The 20467-nt window shown below is 71.0% G+C and carries 18 protein-coding genes and 1 pseudogene; 16 read left to right on the plus strand and 3 right to left on the minus strand.

Features of this window, described 5'->3' with window-relative positions; genetic code table 11:
* Positions 1 to 78: 78 nt before the first annotated feature.
* Positions 79 to 1344 (plus strand): annotated as a pseudogene (locus tag H7I41_RS23785) (penicillin-binding transpeptidase domain-containing protein); the annotation flags it as partial.
* A 30-nt stretch (positions 1345 to 1374) separates the two neighbouring features.
* Positions 1375 to 1962 (plus strand): DUF1707 SHOCT-like domain-containing protein, encoded by a 588-nt coding sequence (locus tag H7I41_RS23790; RefSeq protein WP_264015086.1) that lies wholly within the window; start codon positions 1375 to 1377, stop codon positions 1960 to 1962.
* A gap of 17 nt (positions 1963 to 1979) precedes the next feature.
* Here H7I41_RS23790 and H7I41_RS23795 read toward each other — a convergent pair whose 3' ends face one another.
* A complete protein-coding gene (locus tag H7I41_RS23795; protein WP_264015116.1) occupies positions 1980 to 2366 on the minus strand; it encodes a PaaI family thioesterase in 387 nt (128 codons plus the stop codon).
* 97 nt (positions 2367 to 2463) lie between these two features.
* Between H7I41_RS23795 and map the strand changes: the two genes are divergently transcribed.
* The 4 genes from map (at position 2464) to H7I41_RS23815 (ending at position 6208) form a co-directional block, all read left to right on the plus strand.
* A complete protein-coding gene (gene map, locus H7I41_RS23800; RefSeq protein WP_264015087.1) occupies positions 2464 to 3321 on the plus strand; it encodes a type I methionyl aminopeptidase in 858 nt (285 codons plus the stop codon).
* A gap of 67 nt (positions 3322 to 3388) precedes the next feature.
* Complete coding sequence (locus tag H7I41_RS23805; RefSeq protein ID WP_264015088.1) at positions 3389 to 4894, plus strand: cobyric acid synthase; 1506 nt, start codon at positions 3389 to 3391, stop codon at positions 4892 to 4894.
* A 21-nt stretch (positions 4895 to 4915) separates the two neighbouring features.
* Positions 4916 to 5584, plus strand: coding sequence for a hypothetical protein (locus H7I41_RS23810; protein ID WP_264015089.1), 669 nt, complete (start codon positions 4916 to 4918; stop codon positions 5582 to 5584).
* A gap of 60 nt (positions 5585 to 5644) precedes the next feature.
* Positions 5645 to 6208: an alpha/beta fold hydrolase gene (locus tag H7I41_RS23815; protein ID WP_264015090.1), complete on the plus strand. Its 564-nt coding sequence runs from the start codon at positions 5645 to 5647 to the stop codon at positions 6206 to 6208.
* Positions 6209 to 6212: 4 nt separating this feature from the next.
* On the opposite strand, the gene ngg is transcribed toward H7I41_RS23815, so the two are convergent.
* Both ngg and H7I41_RS23825 read right to left on the minus strand, forming a co-directional pair.
* Entirely contained in the window at positions 6213 to 7937 is a 1725-nt protein-coding gene (ngg, locus tag H7I41_RS23820) for an N-acetylglutaminylglutamine synthetase (RefSeq protein ID WP_264015117.1), read from the minus strand.
* A gap of 53 nt (positions 7938 to 7990) precedes the next feature.
* Positions 7991 to 9796: an N-acetylglutaminylglutamine amidotransferase gene (locus H7I41_RS23825; protein ID WP_264015091.1), complete on the minus strand. Its 1806-nt coding sequence runs from the start codon at positions 9794 to 9796 to the stop codon at positions 7991 to 7993.
* Between the two features lie 275 nt (positions 9797 to 10071).
* Here H7I41_RS23825 and H7I41_RS23830 point away from each other — a divergent pair, with 275 nt between their 5' ends.
* The 10 genes from H7I41_RS23830 to H7I41_RS23875 all read left to right on the plus strand — a co-directional run bounded on the left by H7I41_RS23830 (position 10072) and on the right by H7I41_RS23875 (position 20467).
* Positions 10072 to 11439 carry a glutamine synthetase family protein gene (locus H7I41_RS23830; RefSeq protein ID WP_264015092.1) on the plus strand — a complete coding sequence of 456 codons (1368 nt, stop codon included), beginning with the start codon at positions 10072 to 10074 and terminating at the stop codon, positions 11437 to 11439.
* A 28-nt stretch (positions 11440 to 11467) separates the two neighbouring features.
* Positions 11468 to 12214, plus strand: a complete 747-nt coding sequence (locus H7I41_RS23835) for a gamma-glutamyl-gamma-aminobutyrate hydrolase family protein (RefSeq protein ID WP_264015118.1) — start codon at positions 11468 to 11470, stop codon at positions 12212 to 12214.
* Positions 12195 to 13565, plus strand: coding sequence for an aldehyde dehydrogenase family protein (locus H7I41_RS23840; RefSeq protein WP_264015093.1), 1371 nt, complete (start codon positions 12195 to 12197; stop codon positions 13563 to 13565). Before H7I41_RS23835 ends, H7I41_RS23840 begins: the two co-directional genes overlap by 20 nt.
* A 39-nt stretch (positions 13566 to 13604) precedes the next feature.
* Positions 13605 to 14378 (plus strand): 3-oxoacyl-ACP reductase, encoded by a 774-nt coding sequence (locus H7I41_RS23845; protein ID WP_264015094.1) that lies wholly within the window; start codon positions 13605 to 13607, stop codon positions 14376 to 14378.
* Between the two features lie 10 nt (positions 14379 to 14388).
* The gene (locus tag H7I41_RS23850) at positions 14389 to 15120 is read left to right on the plus strand and encodes a FadR/GntR family transcriptional regulator (RefSeq protein WP_264015095.1); all 732 of its coding nucleotides are present in this window, start codon (positions 14389 to 14391) and stop codon (positions 15118 to 15120) included.
* Between the two features lie 46 nt (positions 15121 to 15166).
* Positions 15167 to 15496: an ArsR/SmtB family transcription factor gene (locus tag H7I41_RS23855; RefSeq protein WP_372503793.1), complete on the plus strand. Its 330-nt coding sequence runs from the start codon at positions 15167 to 15169 to the stop codon at positions 15494 to 15496.
* A gap of 56 nt (positions 15497 to 15552) precedes the next feature.
* Entirely contained in the window at positions 15553 to 18399 is a 2847-nt protein-coding gene (locus H7I41_RS23860; protein WP_264015097.1) for an AfsR/SARP family transcriptional regulator, read from the plus strand.
* Positions 18400 to 18519: 120 nt separating this feature from the next.
* On the plus strand, positions 18520 to 19362 hold the full coding sequence (locus H7I41_RS23865) for a class I SAM-dependent methyltransferase (RefSeq protein WP_264015098.1): 843 nt from the start codon (positions 18520 to 18522) through the stop codon (positions 19360 to 19362).
* A 95-nt stretch (positions 19363 to 19457) separates the two neighbouring features.
* On the plus strand, positions 19458 to 20138 hold the full coding sequence (locus H7I41_RS23870) for an energy-coupling factor ABC transporter permease (protein ID WP_372503794.1): 681 nt from the start codon (positions 19458 to 19460) through the stop codon (positions 20136 to 20138).
* Positions 20135 to 20467 (plus strand): PDGLE domain-containing protein, encoded by a 333-nt coding sequence (locus H7I41_RS23875; protein WP_264015100.1) that lies wholly within the window; start codon positions 20135 to 20137, stop codon positions 20465 to 20467. Before H7I41_RS23870 ends, H7I41_RS23875 begins: the two co-directional genes overlap by 4 nt.

The raw sequence follows: 20467 nt of genomic DNA on the forward strand, positions 1-20467 counted from the left end.
CGGGCTGGTCAGCGAGATGACACTGGCGCAACTGCGTGAGCGCTCGACTTCGGGTCGTGGCACGCCGGCGGCGCGGTGATGCCGGCCGCGCGCGCGGCCGCCGACGCGCTGCGGCAGTTCGACCCGACGCTGGACGCCCAGCGGCTGGCCGAGGTGGCCAGCTCGTCGGCGGGGCCGCTCAGCCTGATCACCCTGCGTCAGTCCGATCACGACCGCGTGGCGGGGGCGCTCGGCGCGGTGCCCGGCGTCGTCGTCACCCCGCAGGCCGCGATGCTGCCGACCGACGACCGCTTCGCCCCCGCGATCGTCGAGGAGGTGCGCAAGGCCGTCGTCGACGAACTCGACGGCCAGGCCGGCTGGCGGGTGGTCAGCGTCAACCAGAACGGCGTGGACGTCGACGTGCTCAACGAGGTTCCCGGCAACCCCTCGCCGTCGGTGACCATCAGCCTGGACCGGGCCGTGCAGAACGCGGCGCAGAACGCGGTGAACTTCACCGGCAAGAAGGCGATGATCGTCGCGATCAAGCCGTCCACCGGCGAGATCCTTGCCGTCGCGCAGAACGCCGCCGCCGACGCCGACGGGCCGATCGCCACGATGGGGCTCTACCCGCCGGGCTCGACGTTCAAGATCGTCACCGCGGGCGCCGCGATCGACCGGGCCATGGCCACCCCCAACACCCTGCTCGGCTGCCCGGGCAAGATGGACATCGGCCACCGCACCGTGCCCAACTACGGCGGTTTCGACCTCGGCACCGTGCCGATGTCGCGGGCCTTCGCCAGCTCGTGCAACACCACCTTCGCCGAACTGGCCAGCCGGATGCCGCCGCGCGGGTTGACCACCGCCGCCGCGCAGTACGGCATCGGGCCGGACTACGAGATCGAGGGCATCACCACGGTGTCGGGCTCGGTGCCGCCGACGGTCAACCTGGCCGAGCGCACCGAGGACGGCTTCGGCCAGGGCAAGGTGCTGGTCAGCCCGTTCGGCATGGCGATGGCCGCAGCCACCGTCGCGGCGGGACGCACTCCCGTGCCCCGCCTCATCGAGGGCCGCGAGACCGTCATCAACGGCGACCGCACGCCCATCTCGCCGGCGATGGTCGACGGCTTGCGGCCGATGATGCGGCTGGTGGTGACCAACGGCACCGCCGACGACCTGCAGGGCGTCGGCGACGTGCGGGGCAAGACAGGGGAGGCCGAATTCGCGGGCGGCTCACACTCGTGGTTCGCCGGTTACCGCGGTGACATGGCCTTCGCCGCGCTCATCGTCGGTGGCGGCAGCTCCGAGTACGCGGTGCGGATGCTGCGCGGCATGCTCGACGGCCTGCCGCCCGACTATCTGGCCTGAGGTCCCGGCGGCGGTAAATTGGGACGGGACATGACCAGTCCCAACGGCGAACCCATCGCACTGCGCATCTCCGACGCCGACCGCAACGGAACCCTGCGCCGGCTGCACAACGCCGTCGCGATGGGCCTGATCGACATCGACGAGTTCGAGGAACGCTCGGCGCGGGTGTCACAGGCCCGGCTGCGGCCCGACCTCGACACGCTCGTCGACGACCTGCCCGGTCCCGGCGCGATCGTCACCTCGGCCACCGACCGCGTCGAACTGCGTGGCGTGTTCGGATCCTTGAAACGCCAAGGCGAGTGGATCGTCCCGACCCGGCTGGCGCTGCACCGCCGGATGGGGTCGATCAACCTCGACCTGACCCGGGCCCGGTTCGCCGGCCCGATGGTCGTCATCGAACTCGACCTGCGCGCCGGCGGCCTGGAACTGCGGCTGCCCGACGGTGCGAGCGCGTCGATCGACGACGTCGAGGTGATCGTCGGCAGCGCCACCGACCACCGCCGCGACGCCCCCGCCGAGGGCCGCCCGCACGTCGTGCTGACCGGCAAGGTGGTGTTCGGCTCGGTGGACATCCGCGGTCCGCGCACCGGGTGGCGGTGGCGGCGCGGCGAGCGCTGAAGGCTAAAGGCCCCGGCTCAGCGGCGGTCGAGCACCGCGAAGCTCAACGTGGCCCGCGCGGCCAGCCGGTCACGGCCGACGTCGGTCACGTCGACGGCGGTGACGATCATCCGCCTGCCCGCCCGCACGATGGTCGCCTCGGCGCGGGCCGGGCCGGCCACGACGGGCGCGACGAAGTGCACGGTCATGTCCGCGGTGGTGACGTCCTGATCGGCGGTCACGTGCCTGCCTGCGAGGCGTCCCGCGGCGATGTCGATCAGGGTGGCCACCAGCCCGCCCTGCAGCGCACCGCGGACGTTGGCCAGGTCGGGCCGGTTGTCCATCTCGAGGATGAGCAATTCGTCGGCAACCACGACATCCCGCAGGCCCAGCTGTCCGAGCAGGTGGTCGGGCGTGGTCACCATCGGCCGCGTCGTGAGGTTCGACTCGTCGAGCATGGCTGTCAAGGTAGCAGCACTCTCCGAAAGGGAGATCGGCGTTCTCCTGGCTATCCTGGGTGTCATGCCTGTCCGCACCGCGCTTCGCCCCGGTGAGCTGTCCCCGACGCTGCCGGTGCCCAAATCGATCGCCCGCCCCGAGTACGCCTGGCGGCCGACGGTCGACGAGGGCAGCGAACCCTGGGTGCAGACGCCCGAGGTGATCGAGAAGATGCGCGTCGCCGGGCGGATCGCGGCGGGCGCGCTGGCCGAGGCGGGCAAGGCCGTCGCCCCCGGCGTCACCACCGACGAGCTCGACCGCATCGCGCACGACTACATGGTCGACCACGGCGCCTACCCGTCCACCCTGGGCTACAAGGGATTCCCGAAGTCGTGCTGCACCTCGCTCAACGAGATCATCTGCCACGGCATCCCGGATTCGACCGTCGTGCAGGACGGTGACATCGTCAACATCGACGTCACCGCGTACATCGACGGCGTGCACGGCGACACCAACGCGACCTTCCTGGCCGGCGACGTCGCCGAGGAGCACCGCCTGCTCGTGGAGCGCACCCACGAGGCGACCATGCGGGCGATCAAGGCGGTCAAGCCCGGCCGTCAGCTGTCGGTCGTCGGCCGGGTCATCGAGTCGTACGCGAACCGGTTCGGCTACAACGTGGTTCGCGATTTCACCGGCCACGGCATCGGCACCACCTTCCACAACGGCCTGGTGGTGCTGCACTACGACCAGCCGTCGGTGGACACCGTGCTCGAGCCGGGGATGACGTTCACCATCGAGCCGATGATCAATCTCGGCGGCCTGGACTACGAGATCTGGGACGACGGTTGGACCGTGGCCACCCGGGACAAGAAGTGGACCGCGCAGTTCGAGCACACCCTGGTGGTCACCGACGGCGGCGCCGAGATCCTCACCCGGCTGTGAGCATGTCAGCGAGCGTGCGCCCAGTGCGATTTTCTCGCCCGAATCCCGCACTGAGCACACGTTCGGCGTGCTGAAGGGCGCGCTGCTGGTCGCAGGCACCACCAGCGACGCAGGCAAGTCGATGGTCGTGGCCGGGCTGTGCCGGCTACTGGCCCGCCAAGGCGTGCGGGTGGCGCCGTTCAAGGCGCAGAACATGTCGAACAACTCGGCGGTCACCGTCGAGGGCGGCGAGATCGGCCGGGCGCAGGCGGTGCAGGCCCGCGCCGCAGGCCTGGCGCCCAGCATCCGGTTCAATCCCGTACTGCTCAAACCCGGTAGCGACCGCACCTCGCAGCTGGTGGTGCGCGGCAGGGTCGCCGGATCGGTGGCCGCCGCGGACTACATCGCCCACCGGGACCGGCTCGCCGCGCTGATCGCCGACGAACTCGCTTCGCTGCGCGAGGAATTCGACGTCGTGCTGTGCGAGGGCGCCGGCTCACCGGCCGAGATCAACCTGCGCGCCACCGACCTGTCGAACATGGGGCTGGCCCGTGCCGGGCGGCTGCCCGTCGTCGTGGTCGGTGACATCGACCGGGGTGGGGTGCTGGCCCACTTCCACGGCACCGTCGCGGTGCTCGAACCGCAGGACCAGGCGCTGATCGCCGGCTTCGTGGTCAACAAGTTCCGCGGCGACCCGGCGCTGCTGGTGCCCGGGCTGGACCGGCTGACCGAGCTGACCGGGCGGCCCACCTACGGCGTGCTGCCCTACAGCGACGAGATCTGGCTGGACACCGAGGATTCGGTGTCGGTGCTGACCGGCCGGGTGGTCGGGCGGCCGACGTCGCCGCGCGGCGCCCAGCCCCTGACCGTCGCCGCGGTCCGGCTGCCGCGGATCTCGAACTCCACCGACGTCGAGGCGCTGGCCTGCGAGCCCGGGGTGCTGGTGCGCTGGGTCAGCGAGCCCGCCGACCTGGCCGACGCCGACGTCGTGGTGCTGCCGGGCAGCAAGGCCACGGTCGCCGACCTGACGTGGCTGCGCGAGCGCGGCCTCGCCGAGGCGATCGTCGGGTACGCCCGCGCGGGCCGGCCGGTGCTCGGCATCTGCGGCGGATTCCAGATGCTGTGCCGCCGCATCGACGACACCGTGGAGTCGCGGGCCGGACGCGTCGACGGCCTCGGGCTGCTCGACGCCGACATCGCGTTCGCCGCCGAGAAGACGCTGTGCCACCGCGACGCTCCGCTGCGGGGTTACGAGATCCACCACGGCCAGGTCGCCGACAGCTCCGCCGCCGAGTGGTCCGACTCCGACACCGCAACCGCTGTCGGGCTGCGCCGCGACGGCGTCTACGGCACCCACTGGCACGGACTGCTCGACAACGACGCGTTCCGCAGGCGCTGGCTCACCGAGGTCGCCGCGGCGGCGGGCCGGCCGGGCTTCGTGGTCGCCGACGACACCGACGTCACCGCGCGGCGCGACGCCCAACTCGACGTGATGGCCGACCTGCTGGCCGCACACCTCGACGTGGACGCCGTTTGTGACCTCGTCGCGCACGGTCCGCCGCCGCGCCCGACGCTCGTCACCACCCTCCGCTGAGCGCTCGCCTACCCTGGCCACATGATCCGCCGGTGGGGGGCGCTGCTCGCGGCGGTCTGCGCGCTCACCGGCTGCGCCACCGCCGTCACCGGGACACCCACCTGGCCCGGCGCCCGGCTGGAGCGGGCGCTGCTGACCGCGCAGGACTTCCCGCCCGGCGTGCAGTACGACCGGATCGCCGAGGAGACCGACGGGACCGGCGGGCCCGGCGCCCGCAGCGGCCCGCCGGCGATGCTGTCCGAGCCGCCGGGTTGCTCGGACGGGCTCACCAGGGTGATCGCCGGATCCGGTGAGCGCGGCCCCGGCAGTGCCGCCGAATACGTGGTGGCCTGGGACGGCGTCCGCATCGTGATGACCGTGCTGACGTGGCCGCTGGACCTCGACCGGCTCGCCGCGACCGCCGACCGGTGCGCGCGGTTCGAGACCTTCTTCGACCCGGCCAGCGACGGCATCCCGATGACCACCACCCGACTGCCCGCGCCGCGCGCCGAAGCGCTGGTGTACCAACAGACGATGACCCTGGCAGGCGTCGACAACAGTGTCTACTTCAGCTTCGAGAACGTGGGCACCATGGCCGTCTTCGGCATCGCGTTCCCCACGGCGAATCCGGACATCGCCGTCAAAGGCACGCTGCCGCAAACGTTTCTGGACACCGCGGGCAGACAAGCGCATCGCGCAGCGGCACAGTGAACGTCGGTTCTTGATCTTAATTCCGCCCGGGCACCCGGATTCTCCCTGTAGCGTGGCCGAATGCTCTCATCCATGGTCACCGTCGACGGGTTCTCCGTCCCGGTGGACGTGGCGGGCCCGGAGAAGGGCTCGACCGTGGTGGTCCTCGGCGCGGCCAATCACTCCCCGGCGTCTTACGACGCGGTCTGCGCGCGACTGCACACCGCGTCGCTGCGGACCGTCATCATCGGACCCGATCCCCGGCTGACCCCCAAGGCGGTGGTGGGCATCCTCGACGCGCTCGACGTGCGCTGGGCGTTGCTGGTGGGGGACAAGGTCGGTGGCGAGCTGGCGTGGGAGTTGGCGGCCACCCGGCTCGATCGCTTCATCGGGCTGGTGGTCATCGACCGCGGGCATCCCCGGGTCGCCGACCTGTCCGGAGCCGTCCGCGACGAGCACTGCCCACCGGTGGAGATGAACACCACGGCGCTGGTGAGCACCCCGGCGTCACGAGAAGTGGCGAAGGCCAGCCAGCGCTACGTGTACGGCGAGTTCCGGCTGGTCGAACTGCTCAGCCGGCGCAGCGCGCAGGACGCCACCGCTCAGGTCGCCGCCGAGATCGTGCTGCGCACCAGCACGTGGTGACCGGCTAGGCCGGCGTCTCGTCCGGAGTCCAGGCCTGCGGAAGGCCCGGCTGGTTCGGGAACAGGAAGTCGATGAAAGCCGCTGCGGTGGGCTGAGGTTCGTGATTGGCCAGCCCCGGCCGCTCGTTGGCCTCGACGAACACGTACTCGGTGTCGGTGACGTCGGGCACCAGGAGGTCGATGCCCGTCACGGGGATGCCGAGCGCTTCGGCCGCGGTGACCGCCACCCGGCACAGCTCGGGGTTGACCTCGGCGGTGACGTCGTGGATGGTGCCGCCCTGGTGGAGGTTGGCCGTGCGGCGCACCCGCAGATGCTCGCCCTCGGGCAGCACGTCGTCGAAGGTCCAGCCGGCCTCCCGGACGGTGGACTCGGTGACCTCGTCGATCGGGATGCGCGACTCGCCGCCGGTCGCGGCGGCCCGCCGCCTGCTCTGCGTCTCGATCAGTTCGCCGATGGTGTGCTTGCCGGTGCCGACGACCTCCGCGGGCTTGCGCAGCGCGGCCGCCACAACTCTGCCGTCGATGACCACCAGCCGCAGGTCGTCGCCGGCGGCGCGCTGCTCGATCAGCACCTCGGGGTGCTGCTCGCGGGCCCGCACGAGGGCGGCGTCGAGTTCCTCGGGGCCGTCGACACCAACGGTGATGCCCTTGCCCTGCTCGCCGCGGGTGGGCTTGACCACGACGTCGCCGACCTCGGCGAGGAACGCGTGGTCCTCGGCGTCGAAGGTGGCCAGCCGGCCCTTGGGCACCTTGATGCTCGCCTCGGACACGATGCGCCGGGTCTGGCGCTTGTCGTCGCACCGGCTCATCGCCACCGCGGAGGTGAACTCCGAGAGCGATTCGCGGGTGATCACGCTGCGCCCGCCATGCGAGAGCCGCATCTCGCCGGCGCCCGCGTCGAGCACCTCGACCCAGATGCCGCGACGCATCGCCTCGTCGGCGATGATGCGTGCGTAGGGGTTGAGGTCGTCGACCGTCTCCGGCGGATGGGTGAACAGCGGTTCGTTGATCGCGTTCTTGCGCTTGACCGCCAGCACCGGGACCCGCTGGAAGCCCAGCTTCTCGTACAGCGCGATCGCCGCGGCGTTGTCGTGGGCCACCGACAGATCCAGGTAGGCCCGGTCCCGGTCCCGGAAGGTCGCGGCCAACACCCTGGTCAGGGCCGCCCCGACGCCGGGCAGGCTGGTGGTGGGGTCCACCGCCAGCGTCCACAGGCTCGACCCGTCCTCGGGGTCGTTGAAGAGGAGTTTGTGGTCGACGCCGGTGACGGTGCCGATCACCGATCCGTCGTCGTCGCGGACCGCCACCAGGTACTCGACGGCGTCGACGTCGCGGTGGTTGGCCCAGATGACGTCGACCGGGGCGGGCACCATGCCGCAGCGCACGTACACCCGGTTCATCGCGTCGGCCTCGGCGGCGTCGGCGAGCGGTCGCACCGTGAACCCGATCGGATCGGTGTCGGGCACCTCGCGGTCGGCGAAGCGCAGCCGGTAGGTGTGGCTGGGATCGATGAAGAGCTCCGAGGGCGAGCGCGCGACGAGGACGTGCGACTCCCTGGCGTAGATGCAGATGTCGCGGCGCCCGGGCCCCTCCTGTTGCAGGGCCTGCGCCAGCCGTTCCGGGTCGGCGAAGGTCTGGCCGAAGATCAAACGGCCCCAGCCGAGTTCGAGAACGACATCGTCGGCCATCGCGTCGACGAGATGCTGCGGCGACGCATCGTGCAGACCCATGGTGATGGCCTCGGTGTGATCACCGGTGGACACCACATGTGGATCTGTGTCGGTCACGCCGCGGCCCCGTTGATGCCGTGCCGTTGCAGCCACAGTTCCAGCAGGCCGATCTGCCACAGCTCGTTGCCCCGCAGCGGCGTCAGCCTGCCGTTGGGGTCCGCCAGCAGCCGGTCGACGGCCTCCGGGCGGAACAGGCCGCGCTCCTTGGCCTCCGGTGCGTACAGCGCGTCGCGCACCAGGTCGAGGTAGGGGCCCTCCAGGTGGGTCAGCGCCGGCACGGGGAAGTAGCCCTTGGGCCGGTCGATGACGTCGGCCGGGATCACCTTGCGGGCCGCCTGCTTGAGCACACCCTTGCCGCCGTGGGCGATCTTGTACTCCGGCGGGCAGGTGGCGGCCAGCTCGACCAGCTCGTGGTCGAGGAACGGCACGCGGCCCTCCAGACCCCAGGCCATCGTCATGTTGTCCACCCGCTTGACCGGGTCGTCGACCAGCATGACGGTGGTGTCCAGGCGCAGTGCGCGGTCGACGCCCGACTGGGCGCCGGGCCGGCCGAAGTGCTCGGCGACGAACTGCAGGCTCGGGTCGCCGTCGGCGAAGAACCCGGGGGTGACCAGGCCGCCGACGCCTGCGGTGTCGCGATCGAAGAAGGCGCCGCGGTAGGTCTGCACCGAACCGTCGAGGGCGGCGGCCGCGGGGTCACCCATCGGCGGGTACCAGTGGTAGCCGGCGAACACCTCGTCGGCGCCCTGGCCGGACTGCACCACCTTGACGTGCTTGGCCACCTCCTGGCTCAGCAGGTAGAACGCCACGCAGTCGTGGCTGACCATCGGTTCGCTCATCGCGCCGATCGCACCGTCGAGCGCGGGCAGCATGCGCTCGGTGCCGATGCGGATCTGGTGGTGGTCGGTGCCGAACCGTTCGGCGACGATGTCGGAGTACTTGAACTCGTCGCCGGCCACCCCGCCCACCGACTCGAATCCGATCGAGAACGTCTGCAGTCCGTGCTGGCCGGCCTCGGCGAGCAGCCCGACGATGAGGCTGGAGTCGACCCCGCCGGACAGCAGGCAGCCGACCGGCACGTCGGCCACCAGCCGGCGCTCGACGGCCAGCCGCAGCGACGCCAGGACGGCGTCCTCCCAGTCCTGTTCCGACCAGTCGGCGCGGTCGTCGCGGCGGCTGAAGTCGGGGGACCAGTAGGTGGTGGTGGTGCGGCGGCCATCCGGCTCGATCGCGATCAGCGACGCCGGCGGCACCTTCTTGACGCCCTGCAGGATGGTCAGCGGCGGCGGGACCACCGAGTGGAACGTGAGGTAGTGGTGCAGCGCGACCGGGTCGATGCGGGTGTCGACACCACCGCCGGCCACCAGTGCGGGCAGCGACGAGGCGAACCGGATCCGGTGGGCGTCCTCGGTGATGTACAGCGGCTTGATGCCCAGCCGGTCACGGCCCAGCAGCACCCGACCGGACTCGCGCTCGACGATGGCGAACGCGAACATGCCCTTCAGGTGGTCGACGAACCGGTCACCCCAGCGGTGGTAGGCCTTCAGCATCACCTCGGTGTCGCTGGTGGAGAAGAACCGGTAGCCGTGGTCGGACAGTTCGCGGCGCAGCTCGGGGTAGTTGTAGATGCAGCCGTTCCAGGCGATCGCGAGGCCGAGGTCGGAGTCGACCATGGGCTGGCCGCCTGCCTCGGTGAGGTCGATGATCTTCAGGCGACGGTGTCCCAATGCGACCCTGCCCGCTGACCAGGCGCCCGCGCCGTCGGGACCGCGCGGCGACATCGCCTCGGCCATGGCCGACACGGCGGCAAGATCAGGGGTTCGGCCGTCGAGGCGTACCTCGCCGGTGGCTCCACACACGCAGGTGACATTACCCGCAGGCCGAAAAAATTAACGGGTGAGCGATCTGTCGTGACCCAGATCGCATCAATCGGAGTGACCCTCGAGGATCTCGGCGCGACGGCGTTCGCCGCACGAGGAACAGGATGCCAATGGTCTGTTGGCCTACCTTTGGAAGTGACGTTCCTGTAAACATGCAGGCGTGTGAACGGTGGTAGTGCGCTTCAATGGTTGAATCTGCGCTTCGAGTCAGCGATTCTGAGCCAGCGACCGGATGTCCTTCAGGAAGGTCCCAAATGAGCCCGAACCCCGGCATGCTGTCCCAGGCCGAACTCGAGCAGTCCGTCGCCGACGGCGACATCGACACCGTGATCGTTGCGTTCTGCGACATGCAGGGCAGGCTCACCGGCAAGCGGCTGTCGGCGCGCCTGTTCGTCGAGGACGCCGCGGCCCACGGCGCCGAGTGCTGCAACTACCTGCTCGCCGTCGACGTCGACAACAACACCGTCGACGGCTACGCGATCTCCAGCTGGGAGACCGGCTACGGCGACATGGTGATGACGCCGGACTTCGCGACGCTGCGGCTGCTGCCCTGGCTGCCGGGCACCGCGCTGGTGATGGCCGACCTCTCGTGGACCGACGGCACCCCGGTGATCCAGGCCCCGCGGTCCATCCTCAACGCGCAGATCGACCGGCTCGCCGACCGGGGACTGGTGCCTTACGCCGCGACCGAACTCGAGTTCATGGTGTTCGACACCGGGTTCCGTGACGCATGGGCGGCCGGCTACCGCAACCTGCGGCCGGCCACCGACTACAACATCGACTACGCGATGCTCGCCTCGACGCGGATGGAGCCGCTGCTGCGCGACATCCGCCGCGGTATGGAGGGCGCCGGGATGTACTGCGAAGGCGTCAAGGGCGAGTGCAACCTCGGCCAGCAGGAGATCGGCTTCCGCTATGACCACGCCCGGACCACGTGTGACAACCACACGATCTACAAGAACGGCGCCAAGGAGATCGCGGACCAGCACGGCAAGAGCCTGACGTTCATGGCGAAGTTCGACGAGCGCGAGGGCAACAGCTGTCACATCCACATCTCACTGCGCGGCCAGGACGGCGCGTCGGTGTTCGCCGACGACGGCGACCCGCTCGGCATGTCGCCGATGTTCCGCAGCTTCATCGCGGGCCAGCTGGCCACAATGCGTGAGCTGACGCTGTTCTTCGCACCGAACATCAACTCCTACAAGCGGTTCGCGGAAGGCAGCTTCGCCCCGACCGCGATCGCATGGGGCATCGACAACCGCACCTGCCCGCTGCGCGTGGTCGGCCACGGCGCGGGCATGCGGATGGAGTGCCGGGCGCCAGGCGGCGACGTCAACCAGTACCTCGCGGTGGCGGCGCTGATCGCCGGCGGCCTGTACGGCATCGAGAACGAGCTCGAACTGCCGGAACCGCTGGAGGGCAACGCCTACACCAGCGGGGCCGAGCGGCTGCCGACGACGCTGGCCGAGGCCGCCGCGCTGTTCGACGGCTCGAAGGTGGCGCGTGACGCGTTCGGCGACGAGGTGGTGGACCACTACCTCAACAACGCCCGCGTGGAACTCGACGCGTTCAACGCCGCGGTCACCGACTGGGAGCGGGTGCGTGGTTTTGAACGGCTGTGAGAACGGTGCGGGCGCCGCGGCGCCGCCGATGATCGGCATGACCACCTACCTGCAGCAGGCACAGACCGGGGTGTGGGACGTGCAGGCGAGTTTCCTGCCCGCCGTCTACTTCCAGGGCGTCAACCTCGCAGGCGGGGTGGTGGTCCTGCTGCCGCCGCAACCCACCGACGCGGGCACCGCCGACCGCGTGCTCGACGGGCTGGACGGGCTGATCCTGACCGGCGGCAAGGACGTCGACCCCGCCCGCTACGGCCAGCGGCCCCATGCGCGCACCGACGAACCCGACCGTGTCCGCGACGGCTGGGAGTTCGCCCTCGTCGACGGCGCGTTGCGGCGCGATATGCCTGTGCTCGGCATCTGCCGCGGCGCCCAGGTGCTCAACGTCGCCCTCGGCGGAACCCTCATCCAGCACCTGCCCGATGTCATCGGCCACACCCATCACCAGAAGGGCAACGCGGTGTTCGGCACATCGGCCGTGTGGACCGAACCCGGCACCCGGCTGGCGGACCTGATCGGGAAGACCTCGGGCGCACAGTGTTACCACCACCAGGCCATCGACCGCCTCGGCGAAGGCCTGGTCGTCAGCGCCCGCGACGACGACGGGGTGATCGAGGCGGTGGAGCTGGACCGCGCCGCGCACCCCGGCACCTGGGTGGTGGCCGTGCAGTGGCATCCCGAGGAACGACTCGACGATCTGCGGTTGTTCGCCGGCGTGGTGGCCGCCGCGGCACGACACGCGAAGGAGAGGAACGTCCTTGAGCACCAGCACCACTGACGTCATCAACCCGGCCACCGAAGAGGTGCTGCGCTCGGTGGAACTCCTCGACGTCGACGGTGTCGACGAGGCGGTCGCGCGGGCGGTCACCGCGCAGCGGGCGTGGGCCAGGCTGGCGCCGGCCGACCGGGCGGCGGCGCTGCGGTCGTTCGCCGCGGCGGTGGACGCCCACGTGCCGGAACTCGCCGCACTGGAGGTCGCCAACTCCGGGCACCCGGTCGGCAACGCCACCTGGGAGGCCGGCCACGTCCGCGACGTGCTGCAGTTCTACTCCGCGGCCCCGGAACGCCTGTCCGGTAGGCAGATCCCCGTCGCAGGCGGACTCGACGTGACGTTCAACGAGCCGCTCGGCGTGGTCGGGGTGATCACGCCGTGGAACTTCCCGATGACCATCGCGGCGTGGGGGTTCGCGCCGGCGCTGGCCGCGGGCAACGCCGTGGTGCTCAAACCGGCGGAGTGGACGCCGCTGACCTCCATCCGGCTCGGCGAGCTCGCGCTCGAGGCGGGCCTACCCGACGGCCTGTTCCAGGTGCTGCCCGGCAAGGGGTCGGTGGTGGGCGAGCGGTTCGTCACCCACCAGGACGTGCGCAAGATCGTCTTCACCGGCTCGACCGAGGTCGGCACCCGCGTGATGGCCGGCGCCGCCGCCCAGGTCAAACGCGTCACCCTGGAACTGGGCGGCAAGAGCGCCAACATCGTCTTCGACGACTGCGACCTGGAGAAGGCCGCGGCCACCGCGCCGTACGGGGTGTTCGACAACGCCGGCCAGGACTGCTGTGCACGTAGCCGGATCCTGGTGCAGCGCAACGTCTACGACCGATTCATGGAGCTGCTGGAGCCGGCTGTCAAGGGCCTGGTGGTCGGCGACCCCCGCGCCGAGGACACCGAGATGGGGCCGCTGGTGTCACGGGCGCACCGGGATTCGGTGGCGTCCTACGTGCCCGACGACGCGCCGGTGGCGTTCCGCGGCGCCGCACCGTCGGGACCGGGCTGGTGGTTCCCGCCGACGGTGCTCACCCCGCAGCGGCAGGACCGCACGGTGCGCGAGGAGATCTTCGGGCCGGTGGTCACCGTGCTGCCCTTCGACGACGAGGCCGACGCGATCACGCTGGCCAACGACACGCCCTACGGGCTGTCGGGATCGATCTGGACCGACAACCTGTCACGCGCGCTGCGGGTGTCGCGTGCGGTGGAATCGGGGAACCTGTCGGTGAACTCGCACTCCTCCGTGCGGTACACCACCCCGTTCGGCGGGTTCAAGCAGTCCGGGCTGGGCCGCGAGCTCGGACCGGATGCGCCGCTGTCGTTCACCGAGACCAAGAACGTCTTCATCGCCGTCGAAGAAGCCTGACGAGACGAAGCCTGAATGCAAGCCGCAGAGGAGAACTGAATGGACCTGACCCAGCGACTGGCCGGCAAGGTCGCCGTGATCACCGGCGGTGCCAGCGGCATCGGGCTGGCAAGCGCCAGGCGGATGCGGGCCGAGGGCGCCACCATCGTGATCGGTGACATCGACCCGGCCGCCGGCAAGTCCGTCGCCGACGACCTGAACGGCACCTTCGTCGCCGTCGACGTCTCCGACCAGGTGGCGGTCGACGCGCTGTTCGACACCGCCGCCGAGACGCACGGCTCGGTGGACATCGCGTTCAACAACGCCGGGATCAGCCCGCCCGAGGACGACCTGATCGAGAACACCGGCATCGACGCGTGGCAGCGGGTGCAGGACATCAACCTCAAGTCGGTGTTCTTCTGCTGCAAGGCGGCGCTGCGCCACATGGTCCCCGCGCAGAAGGGGTCGATCATCAACACCGCGTCATTCGTGGCGGTGATGGGGTCGGCGACGTCGCAGATCTCCTACACCGCATCCAAGGGCGGTGTGCTGGCCATCTCCCGGGAGCTCGGTGTGCAGTACGCCCGCCAGGGCATCCGGGTCAACGCTCTGTGCCCTGGCCCGGTGAACACCCCGCTGCTGCAGGAGCTCTTCGCCAAAGACCCCGAGCGGGCGGCGCGGCGGCTGGTGCACGTGCCCGTGGGGCGGTTCGCCGAGCCGGAGGAACTCGCCGCGGCGGTGGCGTTCCTGGCCAGTGACGACGCCTCGTTCATCACCGCGTCGAGCTTCCTGGTCGACGGCGGCATCAGCGGCCACTACGTCACTCCGCTGTAAGCCGGCTGCGATGACCGCCGACCCGGACGTGCCGATCTCCCCGGAAGCGGGCGATGCCCTACTGCGGCCGGTGCGCATGGGAAACGCGTTCGAGGACACCGTCGGACGGCTGCTGCAGACGATCCGGCTCGGGGTGGTCGCACCGGGGGAGTCGCTGCCACCCGAGCGTGAACTAGCGGCGCGGCTCGGGGTCAGCCGCGACACCGTGCGCGAGGCGATCCGGTCGCTGGCCGATGCGGGCTATCTGGTGGCGCGTCGCGGTCGCTACGGCGGCACGTTCCTCGCCGACGAGCTGCCCCGGCACACCGGCGAGCAGGCCGGCGTCAGCCGGGCCGAGATCGACGACGCGCTGCGGCTGCGGGAGATCCTCGAGGTGGGCGCCGCGCGGATGGCGGCACAGCGCACGCTGACCGCCGCCGAGCGGGAAGGATTGTGGTCGCGGCTGGCCGACGTGCGCGCCGCGTCGCCCGACGACTACCGGCGGCTCGACTCGCGGCTGCACCTGGCGATCGCCGAGGCGGCCGGCTCGCCGTCACTGGTGCCGCTGGTGGCCGAGAACCGGATGCGGGTCAACGCGATGCTGGACGGGATCCCGCTGCTGGCCCGCAACATCGCCCACTCCGACGAACAGCACGAGGCCGTCGTGATCGCGATTCTGGCCGGGGACGCCGACGGCGCGGCCACCGCCATGCGCGTCCACGTCGCCGGTTCGGCGACGCTGCTGCACGGCTTCCTCGACTGACGCCGGCGGGCCTCCCCAGAACCCGTCGGGCGCTACATTGAGAGCTGTGATCCGAGCCGGCGAGCACGTGCACGTCGAGCGGGCGACGTCGGCGCTGGCCGACGTCGACACCGCCGGCTGGACGCAGCGCTTCGACCTGCTGTCCGATCCGAACCGGCTGGGCATCCTGCTCGGGCTGCACCGGGCGCCCGGAATCTGCGTCAGCGACCTGGCGGCGGCCCTCGGCCGCTCGGAGAACGCGGTGTCGCAGGCGCTGCGGGTGCTGCGGGAACAGGGCTGGGTCAGCTCGACGCGGGTGGGCAGGTCGGTGAGCTACCGCCTCGAGGACCAGACGGTGCACGACCTGCTGCACTGGATCGGCGCCCGGCACGACTGACCGGCTCCGCGTGTTTCGCGGGCACGCGACCGCCCCGTGGTGGACGCTGTACCCCGATGGGGGTGAATTTCCGGTTACTCGGTGAGGTCGAGGCCCTCGTGGACGGCCACGGCCTCGACGTCGGGCATGCGCGGCAGCGGTGTGTGCTCGCGTGTCTGCTGGTCGACGTGAACCGGCCGGTGTCGGCCGATCAGCTCATCGAGCGGGTGTGGGCGGGCGATCCGCCGCACCGGGCCCGTAACGCGCTGGCGGCGTACGTGTCCAGGCTCAGGCACGCGCTCGCCGCCGCCGATGCTGTGCACATCGCCCGCGGGACGGCGGGCTATACGCTGAACGCGCACGCCGACTCGGTCGACCTGCACCGGTTCCGCACGCTGACCGCGGCGGCCCGCGCCGCCGCACAACCGGTGGACGCGCTCGCCGCGTTCGACGACGCACTGGCGCTGTGGACCGGCGAGCCGTTCGCCGGCCTCGACACGCCGTGGGTGAACGAGATGCGCGCGGCGCTGGAGACCGAGCGCCTCTCCGCCACGCTGGACCGCAACGACGCCGCGCTGCGGGCCGGCCGGCACACCGAACTGCTCACCGAACTGAGCACGGCCGCAACGGCTCACCCGCTCGACGAGCGGATCGCCGGACAGCTGATGCTGGCGCAGTACCGCAGCGGCCGACAGGCCGCTGCGCTGCAGACCTACCGGCGGATGCGGGCGCGACTCGTCGCCGAACTGGGCGTCGAACCCGGGCCGGCGCTGGAGGCCGTGCACCGCGAGATCCTCGCCGGCGCAACCGTGCCCGCTCCGCAGGACGCGCCGGCGCCGCAGCCCACCCGCCCCACCCCGCGCCGGGCGACCCGGTTCATCGGCCGCACGAGCGAGCTGGCGGCGATCACCGGTGCGCTGCGGGCGGGCACCGCGCTGACGCTGACCGGCGTGGGTGGTGTCGGCAAGACCCGGCTGGCCTACGAGGCCGCCGACCACGCCGACGGCTTCCCCGACGGTGTCCGGACCTGCGAACTCGCCCCGCTCGACGACGGGTCCGCGGTGGGCCGGGCCGTCGCGGTCGCGCTCGGACTGCCGCAGGGCAGGGACACCGCCGTCACCACCACCGTGGTCGACCACCTGCGCAGCCGCCGGCTGCTGCTGGTCGTGGACAACTGCGAGCACGTGCTGTCCGACGCGGCGGACCTGGTGGACCGCATCACCCGCGAGTGCGCCGGGGTCGCGGTGCTCGTCACGAGCCGGGAATCCCTCGGCATCGACGGTGAGCGGCTGCTGCCCGTCGAACCGCTGCCCGAGGGCGACGCCACCGCCCTGTTCGCCGACCGGGCCAGGGCGATCCGGCCCGACTTCGACCTCGACACCGAACCGATCGGAGCCGTCGCCGAGATCTGTCGCCGGCTCGACGGTGTGCCGCTGGCGATCGAACTCGCCGCCGCGCGCCTGCGGGCGATGAGCAGCCTCGACGTGGCGCGACGGCTGGATCGGCTGCGACTGCTCAGCGGCGGTGCACGCGGCGCGCACCCGCGCCAGCAGAGCGTCGCGGCGACCATCGACTGGTCCTACCGTCTCCTGGCCGAGCGGGAGCAGACCCTGTTCGACCGGTTGTCGGTGTTCGCGGGCAGCTTCGACCTCGAGGCGGTGCACGGGGTCTGTGCCGAGCACACCGACGACGAGGACGACACGCTGGAACTGCTGACCGCCCTGGTGGACAAGTCGATGGTGGTGGCCGTCCACGGTGACGCGGGAACCCGCTACTCGGTGCTGGAGACGCTGCGGGCGTACGGCCGGGAGCGATTGCGCGAGAACGATTCTCACGATCGGTACGCTGTGCGGCACGCCACGTACTTCACCGAACTGGCCGAGCGCGGGGCCACGGCGATGCACGGTCCCGACGAGCAGGTGTGGATCGAACGGATGGCGCCGACCGCGGGCACCACCTTCACCTCACCCGACCACGACAACCTGCGCACCGCCTTCGAGCGGGCGATGGCCGACGGTGACACCGGATTCGCGCTCCGCATCGTCGCGTCGCTGCCCGAACTGATGCACATGCGGGTCGGCTACACCTCGATGGACTGGGTGGACCGGGCGATCGAGTCCGCCGATCCCGCCCATCCGCTGTTCGCCGCGGCGGTCGGGGTGTCCGCGCGCGGCGCATGGGTGCTCGGCCGGTTCTCCCACGCGCTGGCGCTCGCCGCGCTCGCCGAGGGCAGGGTCCCCGAACGCGGCCACTCCTACCTCGGCTACCCCGGCGACATCCCCGCCGACGTGGCGGTGATCTGCGGCGATCCCGCTGTCGCGCTTGGGCATTACGTCGAGGAGTGCGCCGTCGCCCGCGACGCCGGCGATGCGCCGAGGCTGGTGTGGAATCTGTACAACAGCACGGTGGCCCAGGATGTCCTCGGTGCCCCGGAGGCCGGACTGGCCGCCGCTGCGGAGGCCATTCGCGTCGCGGCGACCACCGCCAATCCGAGCGTCTCGGCGATGGCCCGGTGCGCACTGGGCCGCTCGCTCAAGTCCACGGATCCCGAGCGTGCGGTCGGGGTGCTGGACGAGGCGTTCGCTTTGGCCGCGCCCGTGCAGAACAACTGGCTCACGGGCATCGCCCGGATGGAGTCCGCGGCCGTGACCGCCGTGCACGGTGACCCGGCATCCGCGGCCGGGCGACTCCACGAGGTACTCGACCACTGGAGCCAGGCCGGTCCCGGAGCCGGGGCGCAGCACTGGTACTGCCTGCGCTACGTCATCCCGCTGCTGGAGCGGACCGGCGCGGCGGCGGACGCCGCGGCGCTGCGCCGTGCGCGGCCCGGCGACGACCGGTTCGCCGAGGATCCCGCGATCCTGTCCGGCCCCGAGGCCATGGCGATCGCCCGGGCGGCCCTGCGACGCCTTCTCGCCCCCTGAGCTGCGCATTCAACGAACGCCGAAGGTCCGCCGAACCGTCGCCGCCGATCGTGGAGACGACCACGACCACCGAGACCACATGACCACCGAGACCACATGACCACCGAGACTGGAGGACTGATGACCACTGAACACACGACGGTCGACGAGGCCGATCGGGCGCTCAAGGCGAAGCACCGCGCGCTGTGGGCGTCGGGTGACTACCCGGCCGTCGCCGCGGAGCTGATCCCGTCCCTTGGCCCGGCACTGGTGCGGGCGTGCGGGGTGCGGCCCGGCGACCGGGTGCTCGACGTGGCGGCCGGATCCGGCAATGCCGCCATCCCCGCGGCACAAGCCGGAGCGATTGTGACCGCCTGCGACCTGGCGCCGGAACTGTTCGACGCCGGCAGGCGGATCGCCGACACGCACGGAGTCGAGCTGGAATGGGTGGAGGCCGACGCCGAGGCGCTGCCGTTCGCCGACGACGCCTTCGACACCGTGATGTCCTGTGTCGGTGCGATGTTCGCGCCGCATCACGACGTCACCGCCGGTGAGTTGGTCCGGGTGCTCCGGCCCGGCGGCACCATCGGCATGGTCAACTGGACGCCATCGGGCTTCGTCGGGCAGTTGTTCGCCACCATGAAGCCCTACGCCCCGCCACCGCCTCCCGGTGCCGGATCGCCGACGATGTGGGGCGACGAGGCCCACGTCCGTGGCCTGTTCGGCGACCGCGTGACCGGGTGGGCGTTCGAGCGCCGGACGGTGGTGCTCGACCACTGCACGTCGCCCGCAGAGTTCCGGGAGTACTGGAAGCGCAACTACGGGCCGACGATCGCGACCTATGCGCACAACGCCGCCGCACCGGACCGGGTCGAGGCGCTGGACCGGGACTTCCTTCGATTCCTCGTCGAGGCCGACCGGGGCGACGGTGACCGTGCGGTCTGGGAGGCCGAGTATCTGGTCGTGACGGCGACGAAGCGCTGACCTCGGTTCATCTGTCCATCTGTCCATCTGTTCATCTGGACATATGTCGGGTGCGGTCATAGGCTCATCGGATGGCCGCCACCAGCGTCGTCGCCATGCACATGAGCGACGGCATCGTCAGTGCGCCGGTGTCACTGATCTTCGCCGTGATCGCCGTTGCGGCAGTCGGATTCTGCACCGTCAGGGCCCGCGCCGAACTCGACGAGCGCGCCGTGCCGCTGGCCGGACTGGTCGCCGCATTCATCTTCGCGGTGCAGATGGTGAATTTCCCGATCCTGCCCGGTGTCAGCGGACATCTGCTCGGCGGCGCGCTGGCCGCGATCCTCGTCGGCCCGTACACCGGGGCGCTGTGCATCGCGATCGTGCTTGTGGTGCAGTCGCTGCTGTTCGCCGACGGCGGGGTGAGCGCGCTGGGCACGAACATCACCAACATGGCGGTGATCGGCGTGTTGGCCGGCTACGGCACGGCGGTGCTGGGGCTCACGCTGGCCCGGCGCCGCGGCGAGGTGTCCACCAGGACGCTGGGCGGTGTCTCCTTCGTGGCCGCACTCGTCGGGACGGTCTGCGCAGCAATGGGATTCGTCGTCGAGTTCACGCTCGGCGGGGCGGGCGGGGCGTCGTTGTCCACGGTCGCCGGCTACATGTTCGTCACCCACGTGCTGATCGGCATCGGTGAAGGACTCATCACCGCCCTCACCGTGGTGGCCGTCGCAGGCGCCCGGCCCGACCTGGTGCATCTGCTGCGCCGCTCGACGCGCGCCGGGGTGCCGGCATGACGCGACGGTCGGTGTTCTGGTTCGCCTTCGCCGCCGCGGTGCTGGTGATCGCAGGCGGGCTGTCCTACCTCGCCAGCGGCAGCCCAGACGGTCTCGACTCGGCGACGCTGCAGGGCTGCGCGGTGGTGGAGACCGCTGCGGGCGAGGAACTCAGCGGAGCCTGCATCGCGCAGCACGCCAGCGAGCATTTACTGGCGTCGTCGCCACTGGCCGACTACGCGATCGGCGGGCACGCCGCGACCGGTGGCATCGCCGGAATCGTCGGCGCGCTGGTCACACTCGCAGTGGCGGGCGTGGCCTTCTGGGGCATCGCCAGAAGCAAGCGCTAG

It is taken from the genome of [Mycobacterium] manitobense (assembly GCF_025821665.1).
In the GTDB taxonomy this organism is placed as follows: domain Bacteria; phylum Actinomycetota; class Actinomycetes; order Mycobacteriales; family Mycobacteriaceae; genus Mycobacterium; species Mycobacterium arseniciresistens.